The organism is Pseudoalteromonas sp. 2CM39R (genome assembly GCF_023161845.1).
In genome coordinates, this window is the sequence record NZ_JALNTM010000012.1 from 247,356 (window position 1) to 262,994 (window position 15,639).

Here is a 15,639-nt window from a genome sequence, read left to right on the forward strand (position 1 = left end):
AGAGAGATATGCCGAGCAACGAGCTGCGAGTTTCAAACAGATCTTTTAGTAATTTATGCATAAAGAGGGCGATGAGACGCTGCGCTTTAGAGAGGTGATAAAAGTACAACTCATAAAAAAGCCCGCCCTGTTTTACACTGGGCGGGCTTTTAAATGTTAAAGCAGTTGCTTAAAACAATGCATTAGCTTTGTTAACGATGTTTTCTACGGTGAAGCCGAAGAATTCAAATAGCTCGTTAGCTGGAGCCGACTCACCAAAGGTGGTCATACCGACTACGGCGCCATTTAGACCTACGTACTTGTACCAGTAATCAGCAATACCCGCTTCAATCGCTACGCGACGTGAAACGCTTGCTGGTAATACGCTTTCTTTGTACTCAGGCGATTGATCTTCAAACGCATCAGTACACGGCATAGATACAACACGTACCTTTTTACCCTGCGCACGTAGCTCTTTCGCAGAGTCTTGCGCAAGTTGTACTTCAGAGCCGGTAGCAATAAGAATAAGCTCTGGGTTGCCGTCACAACTTAGGATGTAACCACCCTTTTTAACGTCGCTTAATTGCTGTGCATCACGTGCTTGTTGCTCTAAGCCTTGGCGAGTAAAGATTAATGATGTAGGACCGTCTTTACGTTCAATAGCTTGTTGCCATGCAATTGCCGACTCAACTTGGTCACATGGGCGCCAGTTGTAAAGGTTAGGCGTTAAACGCATGCTGGCAATTTGCTCTACTGGTTGGTGAGTAGGACCATCTTCACCTAAACCAATTGAATCGTGCGTGTATACAAAAATGCTTGGTTGCTTCATTAATGCAGCCATACGAACCGCGTTGCGTGCGTATTCCATAAACATTAAGAACGTTGCACCGTAAGGGATAAAGCCTTTATGAAGTGCAATACCATTCATAATTGCCGACATACCAAACTCACGCACACCGTAGTAAACGTAGTTACCACTTGCATCGTCTGCCGTTAAGCCTTTAGAGCCATCCCAAATTGTTAAGTTTGAACCTGCTAAATCAGCAGAGCCACCCATAAACTCAGGTAGTAACGGACCAAATGCGTTTAATGCATTTTGCGATGCTTTACGTGATGCTGGATTTGCTGGGTTTGCTTGTAACTGCTCAATATACGCTTGTGACTTTTCAGCCCAATCAGCGGGTAAATCTGAATTTGTACGGCGTTTGTATTCTGCTGCTAGCTCTGGGAATGCTTGCTCGTATGCGGCAAATTTTTCGTCCCAGCTTGCTTCAAGCTGTTGGCCTTTTTCTTTGTTATCCCACTGTGCGTAAATGTCAGCAGGGATTTCAAATGCATCACCCGTCCAACCTAAGAACTCACGAGATGCTTTAATTTCGTCATCACCTAGTGGTGCGCCATGACAGTCGTGGCTGCCTGATTTATTAGGTGAGCCATATCCAATTACTGTTTTACAACAAATTAGCGTTGGTTTGTCGGTCACGCTTTTGGCTTCGCTAATTGCGGCACTTACAGCATCGCTATCGTGGCCATCAACGTCGCTAATTACATGCCAGCCGTATGCTTTAAAACGTGCTGGTGTGTCATCGCTAAACCAGCCTTCAACTTCACCGTCGATTGAAATGCCGTTGTCATCCCAAAATGCCACTAACTTGCCTAGGCCTAATGTACCAGCAAGCGAACAGGCTTCATGAGAAATACCTTCCATTAAACAACCATCACCCATAAATGCGTAAGTGTGGTGATCAACAATGTCATGGCCTTCACGGTTAAATTGAGCGGCTAATGCTTTTTCAGCAATTGCCATACCTACGGCATTTGTGATCCCTTGACCTAATGGACCCGTAGTGGTCTCAATTCCTGGCGCGTATCCATATTCTGGATGGCCTGGTGTTTTAGAGTGCATTTGGCGGAAGTTTTTAATTTCGTCCAGTGGTAAATCATAACCACTTAAATGCAATAGAGAATAAATTAGCATTGAACCGTGACCATTTGAGAGTATAAATCGATCTCGGTCAGCCCACTCTGGATTTGTTGGGTTATGTTTTAGATAATCGCGCCATAATACTTCTGCGATATCAGCCATGCCCATAGGGGCTCCAGGGTGACCAGATTTGGCCTTTTGTACTGCGTCCATTGACAAGACGCGAATAGCATTTGCAAGTTCTTTGCGAGATGGCATGAATTCTCCTACCTTTATATGTATTTGCGCGGGTATTTATATACCTCCATTCTTACTTATTGTAGGGGCTGTGTGCAATTAAAAACCCATAAAAATAGGACATTATGAATATTTTTTAAGAACCATTTACTATTATATATTTTATTTAGACGTCTAGGCGTAAAAAAACTATGCAAGTTCGCTTGTTTTAGATAAAATACGCGCCTTAATTTTTTAGCGCTAATACCGACGTTTGTGAAGCGCAATATTTGTGAGCATAATTACAATGGCAAAACATTTATTTACTTCTGAATCTGTTTCTGAAGGTCATCCGGATAAAATCGCCGATCAAATTTCTGATGCGGTACTTGATGCTATCCTAGAGCAAGACTCTCATGCCCGTGTAGCGTGTGAAACTTACGTTAAAACCGGTATGGTTATGGTTGGTGGTGAAATCACGACTAGCGCATGGGTTGATATCGAAGAAATTACACGTAAAACAGTACGTGAAATTGGTTACACACACTCAGATATGGGCTTTGATGCCGATTCGTGTGCAATTTTAAACACTATTGGTAAACAGTCTCCAGACATTAACCAAGGTGTTGACCGTACAAGCCCTGAAGAGCAAGGCGCTGGCGACCAAGGCTTAATGTTTGGTTACGCATGTAACGAAACTGAAGTATTAATGCCTGCTCCAATTACTTATTCTCACCGTTTAGTACAGCGCCAAGCTGAGGTTCGTAAAAGCGGCGAGCTTAACTGGTTACGTCCAGATGCAAAATCACAAGTTACATTTGCATACGAAAATGGCAAGCCAGTAGGTATTGATGCCGTTGTACTTTCTACTCAGCACAGCGAAGATGTATCACAAAATGACTTAGTAGAAGCGGTAATGGAAACAATTATTAAGCCAGTACTTCCTGCTGAGCTTATTACTAGCGCAACTAAGTTTTTCATTAACCCAACAGGTCGTTTTGTTATTGGTGGCCCAATGGGTGACTGTGGTTTAACTGGTCGTAAAATCATTGTAGATACATACGGTGGTATGGCTCGTCACGGTGGTGGTGCTTTCTCTGGTAAAGATCCATCAAAAGTTGACCGCTCAGCGGCTTATGCTGCACGTTACGTTGCTAAAAACATTGTTGCTGCAGGCCTTGCTGATAAGTGTGAACTTCAAGTGTCTTACGCTATTGGTGTTGCAGAGCCTACTTCTATCAGTGTTGAAACATTTGGCACAGGTAAATTAGAAGAAGCGCGTTTAATTGAACTTATTCGTGAACACTTTGACTTACGCCCTTACGGTCTAATTCAAATGCTTGACCTTGAGCGCCCTATTTATCTTCCAACAGCGGCTTATGGCCACTTTGGTCGTGACGAATTCCCATGGGAACGCACAGATAAAGCAGACGCACTTCGCGCAGCAGCTGGTCTATAAGCCACTTAGCTAATATTAAACGGCCCTTTTTAGGGCCGTTTTGCTATGTGTACTAAGTTAGTCGTAAAACAGTCTCGAACTGTTTAACATTTTAGGTATATACTCTGCTTATACAATAAAGCGTATTAGGGATAAAAAATGGCCGACAATTTTCGTGTTATATTTGTAGGACTTGCAGAAGGTGCAGACAGCCAAGCAGTGACCACTGCACTGACAGAAAAGCTGAAAACCTCGCCAGAAAAAGTGGCTGCTTTTTTTGATGGCAAACCGTTATTTGCCCCTTGCCCCAAAGATAAAGCACTCAAGCAAGCTAAGTTACTTTCAACGCTGGGGATTAAAAGCAAACTTCAGCAAGCTGCGGCTACACAAACGGCACCTCAAACAGCTTACGACAGCCAGCGAGATCAGCGCTTATTTGACGCCCTAGATTACATTACCAGTAGCCTAATTCGCCTTGAAGAAAAACTAGAAGATATTGAGCAACGCCTACCTGAAGTTGAATTATCATTACCTGATGAAAATAATGAAGTATGGGAAGATGACGATTTAATGCTTGATGAGCCTCTCTCTACTGAGCCCAAAAAACGCGGCAACCTTGTTTTATATTCGCTGATTTCTACAGCCGTAATATTGCTTATTGTACTTGCTATGTACTTATTATTTCCTAATTTATTCTCTTTTTAATTACGGTTAAGTTATTTAATGAGTAATAATCGCGCACAAATAAGACACGATATTCGTAAAGCACGTAATAACCTATCAAAAAACCAGCAAGAATTAGCCGCCGAATCGCTTAAAGTGAATTTTATTCAACATTTAAAAAGCATAAATTCGGCCAAAAAAAGTCATATCGCGCTTTATTTAAGTAATGATGGCGAATTAGATACCTCATTGTTAATTAATGAATTATGGAACACTGACCAGGCTATTTACTTGCCAGTAATTCATCCATTTAATGGGGCTAATTTACTATTTCAACGCTATGAAAAAAACTCACCCATGAGAGCAAATCGCTATGGTATCTTGGAGCCTAAGTTGAACTGCTCTCAAATATGCCCCTTACCTGAGCTTGATTACGTTTTAATGCCATTAGTGGCATTTGATAAATTTGGTAATCGCCTTGGAATGGGAGGTGGGTTTTACGATAGAACATTGGCACGTTTATACGAACAACACTGGCAACAACCGCAACTTATTGGCCTCGCACATGCGTGCCAACAAGTCGATGAGTTACCGATTGAATCGTGGGATGTACCACTAAAAACGATCATAACACCCGATAAAACCTACTGTTGGTAACAACTAATCTTGTAAACTAACAGCCTATTTTGACACCAATGAGCAGACAACAATGACACAAGATGAATTAAAAAAAGCAGCTGCGTGGGCTGCACTCGAGTTTGTAAAAGAAAACACCATAGTAGGTGTAGGTACAGGCTCAACCGTTAATCACTTTATTGATGCCCTAGGCACAGTTAAAGACACCATCGTTGGTGCAGTATCAAGTTCAGAAGCATCTACAGCGCGCTTAAAAGAGCTTGGCATAGAAGTGTTTGAGCTTAACGATGTAGCAGCACTTGATGTATACGTTGATGGCGCAGATGAAATTAACGCCTTAAATGAAATGATCAAAGGCGGCGGTGCGGCGCTTACCCGCGAAAAAATAGTGGCAGCTGTAGCAAAACAGTTTGTATGCATTGTTGATGATACAAAACTAGTCGATACCTTAGGAGACTTCCCACTGCCGGTTGAAGTTATTCCGATGGCGCGCAGCTATGTTGCCCGCGAATTATTAAAACTTGGCGGTGATCCTGTGTATCGCCATGGTGTTTTAACCGATAACGGCAACGTTATTTTAGACGTACATAATTTAAAAATTACCCATGCTAAACAGCTTGAAACACAAATAAATCAAATTGTTGGCGTAGTCACCAACGGCCTATTTGCAGAGCGCGGTGCTGATAAAGTAATTATCGGCACTAAAAATGGGCCACAAATTAAATAGGATATGGTTATGAGTAAGGTATCGTTAGCAAAAGACAAAATTAAAATTCTCTTGCTTGAAGGTGTTCACCAAAGCGCTGTTGAAACGCTAAAACGTAACGGTTATAGCAATATCGACTACGTTAAAACATCGTTGCCAGAGGACGAACTTATAGAGCGCATTAAAGATGTGCACTTTGTAGGGCTTCGTTCTCGTACTCATATTAACGAATCTGTATTAAACGCAGCTGAAAAGCTAGTTGCTGTAGGTTGTTTTTGTATTGGCACAAACCAAGTAGATTTAAACGCAGCGCGTGAGCGCGGTATTGCGGTATTTAATGCACCGTTTTCAAATACTCGCTCTGTGGCTGAGCTTGTACTTGGTGAAATATTGCTGTTATTACGTGGTATTCCACAGCGTAATGCCGCTGCCCATCGTGGCGGCTGGTTAAAAACAGCTAATGGCTCGTTTGAAGCACGCGGCAAAACCTTAGGTATTATTGGTTACGGCCACATTGGTACTCAGCTGGGTATTATGGCTGAAAATATTGGTATGAACGTGGAGTATTACGACATTGAAGACAAACTATCTTTAGGTAATGCTACACAAGTACATAACTTAACGCAGCTGTTGCAACGCGCTGATATTATTAGCTTACATGTTCCAGAGACACCGCAAACTAAAAACTTGATTGGAACAGCAGAGCTTGCCGTGATGAAGCAAGGCGCTATTTTAATTAATGCTTCTCGCGGTACTGTGGTTGACATTGATGCCCTAGCTGAAGCACTAACAGAGAAGAAGCTTAGCGGTGCAGCCATTGATGTATTCCCAGTTGAGCCTAAATCAAACGATGAAGAGTTTATTTCGCCACTACGTGAATTCGACAACGTTATTTTAACGCCGCACATTGGGGGTTCTACTCAAGAAGCACAAGAGAATATTGGTATTGAAGTAGCAGGTAAACTCGCTAAGTACTCAGATAATGGCTCAACTATTACAGCAGTTAACTTCCCTGAAGTATCATTGCCAGAACTTGCTAACCGTAGTCGCTTGTTACACGTGCACCACAACCGCCCTGGCGTGTTAACGCAAATTAACCAAGCGTTTGCTCAGCACGGTATTAATATTGCCGCACAGTACTTACAAACGGACGAAGCAATTGGTTACGTGGTTATTGACGTAGACACCGTTCAATCTGAAGTAGCACTAAAAGAACTTAGTGCAGTTGAAGGCACAATTAGAGCCCGTATTCTTCACTAAGTAATCAGCTATCAGCTATCAGCTATCAGCTATCAGCTATCAGCTAAAATAATAAAAGCCGTACTTGAGTAATCAAGTACGGCTTTTTTACATTAAACTGGAAGCTGGCAACTTATTCTATTATTTGCCTTTTACTTCTAAATTTATAAATTTAACCAGCTCTTCGGGTTGCCCTGCTAACATCATTAGCTGCTGATTTACTTCCATCATGGTTTTACCTTCAGGCAGTTTAGCTGAGACACTAAGCGAATTTAGACCTTTAGCAAAGTCAGTTAATGCTTGCGCTATTTCTTCGGTTACCGGCGCTTGCTGTAACTGTTGAGCTAGCATCATTTGCATCTGCTCTAGTGTCATACCTTGTTTGGCTAATTCACTTTCTAGCAAAGTACTTAACTCGCCTTGGTTATCGAGCATTACACTCATAGTGCGTGGCTCTAACTTGCTCATTGCTTGCATAATAAGTGTTTGCTGTTGCAACTCTTGCTCGTAAGTAAGCGGTGTATCACCTGCTGTTTGCTGAGCTTTGCTTATTTCTAGTGAAGCATCCATAAGCGCTTTAGAATTAGCCAGCCCCATATTCATATCAATGCTGGCAATATCGTTGGCGTGCAGTTTAACAACTATATCGCTGTTACCTGATTGCTCATCGTAATCTAATGATGAGTGTAAATCATAGCTGGCCGAGGCAAGTTGTGCATTAGTATCTGCAGGCAGTGTAGCGACAAAGCTTTTATCAAATTGGAAGTTTTTCAGTGTAAAAGCAGTATGTGGCGATATTTTATCGGTTTCGTAACCTGTCACTTCCACATGCTCAACCGTGGCAATATTTTCACCCTCAGGGCTGGTCACTTCTATATTACTAATGGCAACACTATTTGAAATAACACTCGCCGATAGATCTGCATAGTTAAAGCTGGCACCTGTTTGTTCGCTAACCAAAGCCAACTGCTTATCGACCTCAGCGCGTACCTCTTGGGTTGCTACATAGTTTGCATAGCTTACGCCACCCACACCTGCAGCAATAATCGCGGCTGCAATCACTAATTTTTTCATGTTATTTCCTTATTAAACTCTTTATATAAGTGGCTTTAAGCAAGACTAACATTGAGAACATAAGTCGTTAAGCACTTTTTGTTTGCTAATTAATTAAACTAAGTAGCTCGTGCACGGTTTTAACCGGCGTTATTTTGGCACCCAGCCCTTCCATTGATTTATGGTAGTTACGAAATGGGATAAATATTTCAGTAAACCCATGTTGCGCCGCTTCTTTAACACGGGGCACACCACTGTCGATTGGGCGTACATCACCATTTAAGCTTAACTCCCCCATAATACAGGTGGTTCGAGGTACAACAAATTCGTTTAAACTACTCAAAAGTGCAGTAACAAGCGCTAAGTCAATACAGGTTTCTGATTCATCAATTTTTAAACCACCGACAATATTAAAAAACGTATCGTGGAATATTTTAGTTTTGGTGTGCTTACGTAAAATACCGGTGAGCATTTTGATCCGGTTCATATTTAAACCAACACATACTCGCTGTGGAAACTCTGCTTCGGTTTCAGTGGTTAAACACTGAATTTCTAGCAGTAAATTACGATTTCCTTTACGGATACAGGTAATTGTCGACCCCGGTGATTCAGTGGTTGAGCCCGATAAGAAAATTTCACTGGGGTTATCCACACTGAGCATACCGCGTTCACACATTTTAAAAATGCCGACGGTGTCTATATCACCAAAGCGATTTTTATTAGCGCGCAGGGTGCGCACTTGACCATCGTTGGTATCAATATGTAACAGTGCATCAACTATGTGTACTAAGGTTTGCGGGCCGGCTATTTCATTATTCTTATTTACGTGAGCAATAATAAACATAGTCACGTCGTTTTGCTTACAATATTGAGTTAATGCTTGAGCTGCACTTTTTACCTGAGAAGGTGAACCTGGGCTGCCATTAGCGGTATCGGTGACAACGGCTTGAATAGAGTCGATAACGGCAAACTTAATTTTGTTTTTATCCAGCTCTTCAATAATGGTTTCAACACTGGTTTCTGACAGTAAATAGAGTTCATCTTCGTTGTAATTTAGTTTTAACCGATTAACCCTATTTTTAAACTGCGATAGAGACTCCTCCGCAGTACAGTAAAGTGATGGCATACGCTGAGACATTCTTGCCACCAAATCAGATAGTAGTGTTGTTTTACCCGCCCCCGGATCGCCAGAAATAATATTAACCGAGCCGGTGGTTACACCGCCGCTTAGTACACGGTCAAGTTCGCCAATTTCAGTAAGCTGCTTTTCAGCCTCAGAGGTTGCTACATCATTAATTTTTTTAGAACCACCGCCAATGCCACCGGCATAACCACCTACACTTGCACGAGCAGCTACCTTTTTGTTTTGCCCTGCAGAGGGTTTAAACTCTGCTAAAGTGTTCCATGCGCCACAGCGACACTGGCCTTGCCAACGTTGATAGTTCATGCCACATTCTGTACAAACAAACTCTACTTTTGCCGCTTTAGCCATTTAAAACCTTACCTACTATTCTTTATTTTGAAATACACAGTGTTAAGCGCTTATTTTGCCATTGCTGGCTCTACCTTAGCAACAACGTCTTGTGGATCAGCGCATTTAGTATCATCAAATACGCTATACTAATGTAGTTTCACTTAACCTACTTTAGGGCATGTTTCTTGCTTTAAAAAACTAATTAACCCTTGCCAATTAATTGGCTATTAGAAAATAACAATAAATAACCTGAACTCTGGTTAAGAGATTTACTAACATATTGAATCAAAAAGATATTTGTGCTTATTTTTCTCTAGCTAGAGATTTTTAGTGAAAACAAGGCGAAATTACGCGTCAATAGCTCGCCTATTGCAAGTAAATTCAACGCAGTTAGCGCTGAAAATAGCTGCTTGAGATGGATTTATTATCCGGAGTTCAGGTTAAACACAAAGTAAAGTTACGCATAGTATCGGGCCGCATTTGGCGGTTTTGCGAGATTCGATTTATTAAATATTCTAATAAATAATTGCAACAGTATACCTACTTTTTAAATTAGACGGTGATGATTTATAAATGGCTGATGACGTATTGCTTAAGCATGAAGCGCTTGTAAATGAATTAAAACAGTATTTGGGAAATGCTAAGTTTGATCTCATTTTCAAGTCAAAAACTGCCGAGTTAACTAAACCCGAGCAGTTTTTAATAAAAATGGAAATGTCGCGTTTATCTCAGCCGATAGACCGCTTTATTGATCTTCGTGGTTTAGTTACTGGCCAAGTAAAACCATATGAATACAAGGGCAAGCAACACTTTATGGATGACACCGCTATTGAAGTATTCGAAGCGGCCATAAAACAACATAAAGATTACACCCTTGCAGTATACGAAGCGGTAATGAATACCGAAAATAATTATCGCGTATTACAACAGCAATCAATTACACCAAAAAAAGTAGAAGCTAAACCACAACATGAACTGACCACCAACGTTATTAAATTTGCAGCTTATGAAAATCGTAGTGAAGAGCGGATGAATTACTCAATTAAAATTACTATTGAGTATGACGGGCAAGCAAAAATCGATGCGAGTACCTCTGATATTTCACTCAGTGGTTGTAAAATTAAGTTGGCGTCGCGCTATAACTTAAAAAAAGGTCAGCTTATAAACATGCACCTAGTAGGCTTAGAGCAAGATTTTCAGCTTGGCCTAAAAAGTGGCGTTAAATATGAAGTCGTTGCGATAGAAAACACCTCTGAAGAATTTAATCATATCCGCTTAAAGCGTACATTTGAAGAAAATAACAGCGCGTTTGATCGTTTTTTAGAAAGCTTTATTCATGGTAATAAACGCCGTTATAAAGTGAATTTAGATAACACCCTGGATGCGGTTGTTTCTAAAGGGTATGAACAATATTATATTCCTAGGGTTAATTCTTTATATGTTTTTATTAGCCAGCAAAACGGCGTTTATTATCCTAGCCTGAGCTTAACCACTGAGAACAGTTTATTTATTCAGCGTTACTTTACTGATGAACGCAAAAAATCATGTCTTTACAATGTGTTAAATCATAAGCGTATTCGTACCTTGGCGCTAAAACCTGTGGCAGTAAAAGAAGAATATTTGTATACCTTTACCCATGTCTCTGCAGGAAAAATTTATTACTACTCAGCAACTCGTTCTGAGCTTGAGCAACAAACACAATTAAAAACGTTATTTTTTGGTTTTGGTAGCCGAAGAGACAGTTGGCGTTGCTTTAAATTACAACTAATGCCGAGTCATACTGAAGATGCTTATATTCCTTTATCTTTACCTAACTCTTTAGGTAAAGATATTGAGAAACTGAATAAACCACCTTCACCACGTGTTGAAGGCGCGATAAAAGACGTAAAATATTTAATGCTACTTACCCAAGTTGGTAATGAGCATGAGCAACAGCATTATCAACAATATGAATTTGATAAAGCCTTAGCCAATAAATTAAAATATTTTGGCCATAGTAAGCATGCATCTCCACCGGAGCTCAACACCGTGCCTCTAGAGTATGTAAATCTTCGCTCTAATAAACGCTATTTATACAAAACTAATGTAGTGATTAATACTCGTGATGCGGTATTGCATGGGTATACCCGTGATTTTTCAATATTTGGCTTACAGCTAGAGTGCAATCAAGAAGTGGACTTTAAAAAAGGCGATATTGTTTCGTTATCATTTCCTGATTTGCAAAAAATTACCAAAAACTATTCATTAAATCTTATTCAATATGAAGTCATGGCAGTGAGCAAATCGCTGACTACGATTAATTTGAAAGCGCATGCAGATAAAGGCTCATCTCATACTGGGGTCGATTTTTTTACCCTTTTAATCAATAGTAATAAACAAAAATTAAAAGTTGCTGAAGAGTCACCTAAAGTACCTGGGCTTTCTACAGCACTTAGAAATATGGTAACAAAAACGCTTTGCCAGTTTCCGATTTATTTACATAAATCAATGGCGCATTTTGAAATTGGCGCCATGGGATTTGGTTTATATCCAAGCCCACTGCATGTTATTTTACAAAATTTTGCCTTGTTGAATGCTAAAACAGACTTATCAAATATTATTACTAAAGCGCATATTATTGATGTGATCACCCCTAATATTAAAGATCGCACCCGTCAAGATCCGCCGCTAGAGTTTAGTTTAGTAATTAACTTTGATCCTAAAAAAGAAAATATAGCCGATGCCATTACCAGCCAATGTGTTTTAGGTACTGACTGTAGCGAGTTTAAACAGCAAGTAAGTAAAGGGCTTAAATCTGAGCTGGTTTTTATAATGCGTTTATATATTTCTCGCACTGGTCGACTCGATACTGACTACTTAGCAAACGAGCTAAAATACGTTAGCCAATACGCAATTCACAAGGCCAAAGACTTAGAGGATGCATTATGGTCTGTATCAGGTGTGGGCGACATTATTGATGTAAGTGATGAAGCACTTGAGCATTTAGCGCTCAACCAACAACAGGTTGAGCAAATGTCTAGACGAAAGCTAATCTGGTTAAATCGTTTACGTTAAACCTGTGATGGGTTTAGCGGAACCGCCAGCATATATAACAGTTGTAATAACGAGCCTTGGCAAATAGCTGCTTGGGCTTGCTCAACTACTTTTGGTTTACCATGTACAGCAACGCCTAAGCCAGCTTGAGCCATCATTTTTAAATCGTTTGCACCATCGCCTATGGCAACTGTTTGGCATTTTTCAAGCCCCAGCTTTTGTTGTAGCGCGTTTAAAACAACCGCTTTTTGCTCAGCATCAACAATCCCACCTAACACTTTACCAGTTAGTTTATTGTCTTTAAATTCCAGCACATTAGCATGCACTTCATCTAAATTAATCAGCTCCTGCACTCGCTCAGCAAACGGCACAAAGCCGCCCGATGCAATCGCTAAATACCAATCGTGGTGTTTTAAAATTTGGCATAACGCTTTAATACCTGGCATTAAAGGCAGTGCACTTTTAAGCTCATCAATTAAGCTCTTTTCAATGCCTTCGAGCTTGGCAACACGCTGGTGTAAGCTTTCGCTAAAATCAAGCTTACCTGCCATTGCCTGCGCGGTTACGTTGGCAACCTCGTCGTATACATTCGCTAAGCGTGCAATTTCATCAATACACTCAATAGTAATGGCCGTTGAATCCATATCCATTACCAATAATCCTGGTTTTTGTAAATCAGGGGGGCTAGTTACTTGCACTAACTGACACGCCAAGGTATTTGCAAAAGTTTGAAGTTCAAGTGGGTTTATTGCGCGCTCTGCATTTTCTATATAAAAACATAATGCCGGAGATAACCCTAAATCTGGCTGATATTGACAAATAGCTGTTACTTTTTGCTGGTGAGACGCAAAAAACTCAATAATGCTATTGATATGCTGAATATTAAAATCACCGCCAAAGGCAATACTAAATAACCCTTGGTTTCTGTTTGGTGTTGTATTTAGTGGTGTAAAAACACCTTGTTGGTAGCTAAACCATTTATTAAGAATAAGTGATGATGATAATAGCTCAGCGCTTTGCTGTGCCATGTTCGCGTTCGACATGGGATCTCCGTTTATATTTCCTGACATTTAGCTCATTGATAATAAGGATATGAGATACAAAATTCGCCATCAGGGGGGATTTAGGGTTATAGTGTAGTTGTAACATCAAATCAAAATGCTGTCAGCAGCATATACGGTGACTATGAAAAATAACCATCTTAAAAATCCACTTACAGCCTCGCAAAAAAAGCGTTTAATTCGTTTGTTATTGGCCGCGGGCTGCTTTGTATTATTAAGCTGGGTAGGAATAAACAGTAGCCACCAAAGCCATCAACTACTTTACGATAGTGCCAATAGTGCAGCCAAGTCACTCACTCAGTTTATGGCACTGAATGCCAAAAAACCGCTAATAGAAAAAAACAAATCGCAGCTCACCACCTTATGCAACAATATCAGTAAAGATGAGTTTGTTCTTTCAGCCACCATTTATGATAAACAAGGTGTAGTGCTTGCAAGCAGCGATAACTGGCAATCACATCATGTATATGGTTTATTACCAGACTCATCACCGGGCATTAGTAAATTAAAAACACCGTTTGTTGAACAAGTTATTTCTGACGACAATCGCCCTATTGGCTTTGTATCTATTACCTATTTAACGCGCGCTGCGGTATCTTCAAGCCATAATCACTTTCATGATTTAGGTCGCCAAGTATTACTTATGCTAGTAATTGCTTGTATTTTTACTTGGCAATTAGGCCGAGGGTTAAAACGCTGGCAAGTAAATCGCTATATACAAAAAACCTCAGAGCACGAAGCATAAAGCTGCTCAGCTAATCGATATTTATCGCTATTTGATTTTAAACTATGAAGCGCATTAAACACGTTAGGAATATGCAATGGGGTATTTATTTCTCCCTGATAACCATTTAGCGGCATTGAAGGTGAATCAGTCTCAAGCACTAAATGCTGTGACTCAAGCTTTGCTACAACCGCACGAGTTTTAGCAGCCCGCTCATAGGTGATAACCCCACCCACTCCAAGCTTAAAGCCCATTTTTATATAGTACTGTGCTTGTTGTATTGAGCCTGAAAAAGCATGGATCACACCGCCATTCTTAGGCTTACAACGCTTAAACGATTGCGCTATTAAATCATGGCTTTGTCTGTGATGCACAATCAGCGGTAACTCAAGCTCATTAGCAAGCGCTATTTGTTGCTCAAACAGAAAGGTTTGTTTTTCAAGATTTTCGATACTGCGATCTAGCCCGCATTCCCCAATAGCCACAAGCTGAGTTTTGTTTGTTTTAGCAAAGTTATACAGTGATTCTAAGTGCGATTGCTGATGTTGCTCTAAAAAATAAGGATGTAGCCCTGCAGCTATTCTAATTTGTGGGTAGGTTGCTTTAAACTCGAGTAGTTTTTGAGACTGCGCCAAGCTAATGCCTGGCACAATAAATTGATTAATGCCTTTAGCTACACAGGCATTAATAAGTGATTCGCGGTTTGTATCAAACTCACTAAAATCAAGATGGCAGTGTGAGTCTATAAATTGCAAAACCAGCAGCCAACTAAGGATTTAAGCGGGTTATTTGCCAGTTATTATCGGCCTGACGCTGATACATAAAGCGATCATGTAAACGATGCGCTCCGCCTTGCCAAAACTCGATTTTTTGCGGCACAACACAATACCCGCCCCAAAAATCAGGGAGCGGAATTTCACCTTTAGCGAATTTGTTTTTCATGTTGGCAAAGGTCTCCATTAGCACTTTACGCGAGGAAACTGGACGGCTTTGTTGCGACGCCCAAGCGGCTAATTGGCTTTCTTTAGGGCGAGATAAAAAGTATTTAGCAACAGCCGATGTAGGTAATGGCTGCGCTTCACCATACACAATTACTTGGCGTTCCATAGGGTGCCATGGGAAGTGCAAGGAAATTTTATTATTGCCTTTAAGCTCTTGTGCTTTACGTGAACCGGTATTAGTAAAAAACACAAAACCGTTATCATCTAAATGTTTTAGCAACACAATACGCTGTGAAGGCTGACCGGTTTCATCGACCGTAGCGACCACCATAGCTGTAGGGTCGGGCAAGTTACTGCCAACAGCATGCTCTAGCCAAGTTTCAAACTGCTTAAACGGATCATCAAGCAAGTTGTCTTCACTTAGCGCATCTTGCAAGTATTCACGACGAATATCTTCGAGTTTCATAAAATTCCCTCTAGGTTCTAGGTTCTAGGTTCTAGGTTCTAGGTTCTAGGTTCTAGGTTCTAGGTTCTAGGTTCTAGGTTCTAGGT

Annotated in this window: 13 protein-coding genes; 7 read left to right on the plus strand and 6 right to left on the minus strand. The window is 40.7% G+C overall.

The window, feature by feature from the left end:
- Positions 1-169 precede the first annotated feature (169 nt).
- Entirely contained in the window at positions 170-2,161 is a 1,992-nt protein-coding gene (tkt, locus tag MTF66_RS24885) for a transketolase (RefSeq protein WP_010387727.1), read from the minus strand.
- 265 nt (positions 2,162-2,426) lie between these two features.
- Here tkt and metK point away from each other — a divergent pair, with 265 nt between their 5' ends.
- The 5 genes from metK (at position 2,427) to serA (ending at position 6,822) form a co-directional block, all read left to right on the plus strand.
- Positions 2,427-3,578 carry a methionine adenosyltransferase gene (gene metK / locus MTF66_RS24890; protein WP_008110316.1) on the plus strand — a complete coding sequence of 384 codons (1,152 nt, stop codon included), beginning with the start codon at positions 2,427-2,429 and terminating at the stop codon, positions 3,576-3,578.
- A gap of 138 nt (positions 3,579-3,716) precedes the next feature.
- On the plus strand, positions 3,717-4,262 hold the full coding sequence (locus MTF66_RS24895) for a hypothetical protein (RefSeq protein ID WP_075169738.1): 546 nt from the start codon (positions 3,717-3,719) through the stop codon (positions 4,260-4,262).
- 18 nt (positions 4,263-4,280) lie between these two features.
- A complete protein-coding gene (locus MTF66_RS24900; protein WP_138570863.1) occupies positions 4,281-4,877 on the plus strand; it encodes a 5-formyltetrahydrofolate cyclo-ligase in 597 nt (198 codons plus the stop codon).
- Between the two features lie 52 nt (positions 4,878-4,929).
- Complete coding sequence (gene rpiA, locus MTF66_RS24905; protein ID WP_054201803.1) at positions 4,930-5,583, plus strand: ribose-5-phosphate isomerase RpiA; 654 nt, start codon at positions 4,930-4,932, stop codon at positions 5,581-5,583.
- Positions 5,584-5,592: 9 nt separating this feature from the next.
- On the plus strand, positions 5,593-6,822 hold the full coding sequence (gene serA, locus MTF66_RS24910; protein ID WP_010387720.1) for a phosphoglycerate dehydrogenase: 1,230 nt from the start codon (positions 5,593-5,595) through the stop codon (positions 6,820-6,822).
- 120 nt (positions 6,823-6,942) lie between these two features.
- Here serA and MTF66_RS24915 read toward each other — a convergent pair whose 3' ends face one another.
- Together MTF66_RS24915 and radA are read right to left on the minus strand one after the other, a co-directional pair.
- Positions 6,943-7,875, minus strand: coding sequence for a hypothetical protein (locus tag MTF66_RS24915; RefSeq protein ID WP_054201804.1), 933 nt, complete (start codon positions 7,873-7,875; stop codon positions 6,943-6,945).
- 85 nt (positions 7,876-7,960) lie between these two features.
- Positions 7,961-9,346, minus strand: coding sequence for a DNA repair protein RadA (radA, locus tag MTF66_RS24920; protein ID WP_010387717.1), 1,386 nt, complete (start codon positions 9,344-9,346; stop codon positions 7,961-7,963).
- A 555-nt stretch (positions 9,347-9,901) separates the two neighbouring features.
- Between radA and MTF66_RS24925 the strand changes: the two genes are divergently transcribed.
- Complete coding sequence (locus MTF66_RS24925) at positions 9,902-12,382, plus strand: PilZ domain-containing protein (RefSeq protein WP_138623338.1); 2,481 nt, start codon at positions 9,902-9,904, stop codon at positions 12,380-12,382.
- Here MTF66_RS24925 and serB read toward each other — a convergent pair.
- The gene (serB, locus tag MTF66_RS24930; protein WP_138623341.1) at positions 12,379-13,404 is read right to left on the minus strand and encodes a phosphoserine phosphatase SerB; all 1,026 of its coding nucleotides are present in this window, start codon (positions 13,402-13,404) and stop codon (positions 12,379-12,381) included. The genes MTF66_RS24925 and serB overlap by 4 nt on opposite strands.
- 142 nt (positions 13,405-13,546) lie before the next feature.
- Here serB and MTF66_RS24935 point away from each other — a divergent pair, with 142 nt between their 5' ends.
- A complete protein-coding gene (locus MTF66_RS24935) occupies positions 13,547-14,167 on the plus strand; it encodes an AhpA/YtjB family protein (protein WP_054201961.1) in 621 nt (206 codons plus the stop codon).
- Here MTF66_RS24935 and MTF66_RS24940 read toward each other — a convergent pair.
- A complete protein-coding gene (locus tag MTF66_RS24940; protein ID WP_138623343.1) occupies positions 14,134-14,901 on the minus strand; it encodes a TatD family hydrolase in 768 nt (255 codons plus the stop codon). The two genes, MTF66_RS24935 and MTF66_RS24940, sit on opposite strands and share 34 nt — an antisense overlap.
- Positions 14,902-14,914: 13 nt before the next feature.
- Complete coding sequence (pdxH, locus tag MTF66_RS24945; protein ID WP_075169742.1) at positions 14,915-15,553, minus strand: pyridoxamine 5'-phosphate oxidase; 639 nt, start codon at positions 15,551-15,553, stop codon at positions 14,915-14,917.
- Positions 15,554-15,639: the final 86 nt, after the last annotated feature.

Excerpts from the sequence above, each read along its gene's own strand:
- tkt (WP_010387727.1), bottom strand. The coding sequence starts at position 2,161 with ATGCCATCTCGCAAAGAACTTGCAAATGCTATTCGCGTCTTGTCAATG.
- MTF66_RS24935 (WP_054201961.1), top strand. The coding sequence starts at position 13,547 with ATGAAAAATAACCATCTTAAAAATCCACTTACAGCCTCGCAAAAAAAG.
- serB (WP_138623341.1), bottom strand. The coding sequence starts at position 13,404 with ATGTCGAACGCGAACATGGCACAGCAAAGCGCTGAGCTATTATCATCA.
- MTF66_RS24925 (WP_138623338.1), top strand. The coding sequence starts at position 9,902 with ATGGCTGATGACGTATTGCTTAAGCATGAAGCGCTTGTAAATGAATTA.
- rpiA (WP_054201803.1), top strand. The coding sequence starts at position 4,930 with ATGACACAAGATGAATTAAAAAAAGCAGCTGCGTGGGCTGCACTCGAG.
- metK (WP_008110316.1), top strand. The coding sequence starts at position 2,427 with ATGGCAAAACATTTATTTACTTCTGAATCTGTTTCTGAAGGTCATCCG.
- MTF66_RS24895 (WP_075169738.1), top strand. The coding sequence starts at position 3,717 with ATGGCCGACAATTTTCGTGTTATATTTGTAGGACTTGCAGAAGGTGCA.
- serA (WP_010387720.1), top strand. The coding sequence starts at position 5,593 with ATGAGTAAGGTATCGTTAGCAAAAGACAAAATTAAAATTCTCTTGCTT.
- pdxH (WP_075169742.1), bottom strand. The coding sequence starts at position 15,553 with ATGAAACTCGAAGATATTCGTCGTGAATACTTGCAAGATGCGCTAAGT.
- radA (WP_010387717.1), bottom strand. The coding sequence starts at position 9,346 with ATGGCTAAAGCGGCAAAAGTAGAGTTTGTTTGTACAGAATGTGGCATG.
- MTF66_RS24915 (WP_054201804.1), bottom strand. The coding sequence starts at position 7,875 with ATGAAAAAATTAGTGATTGCAGCCGCGATTATTGCTGCAGGTGTGGGT.
- MTF66_RS24900 (WP_138570863.1), top strand. The coding sequence starts at position 4,281 with ATGAGTAATAATCGCGCACAAATAAGACACGATATTCGTAAAGCACGT.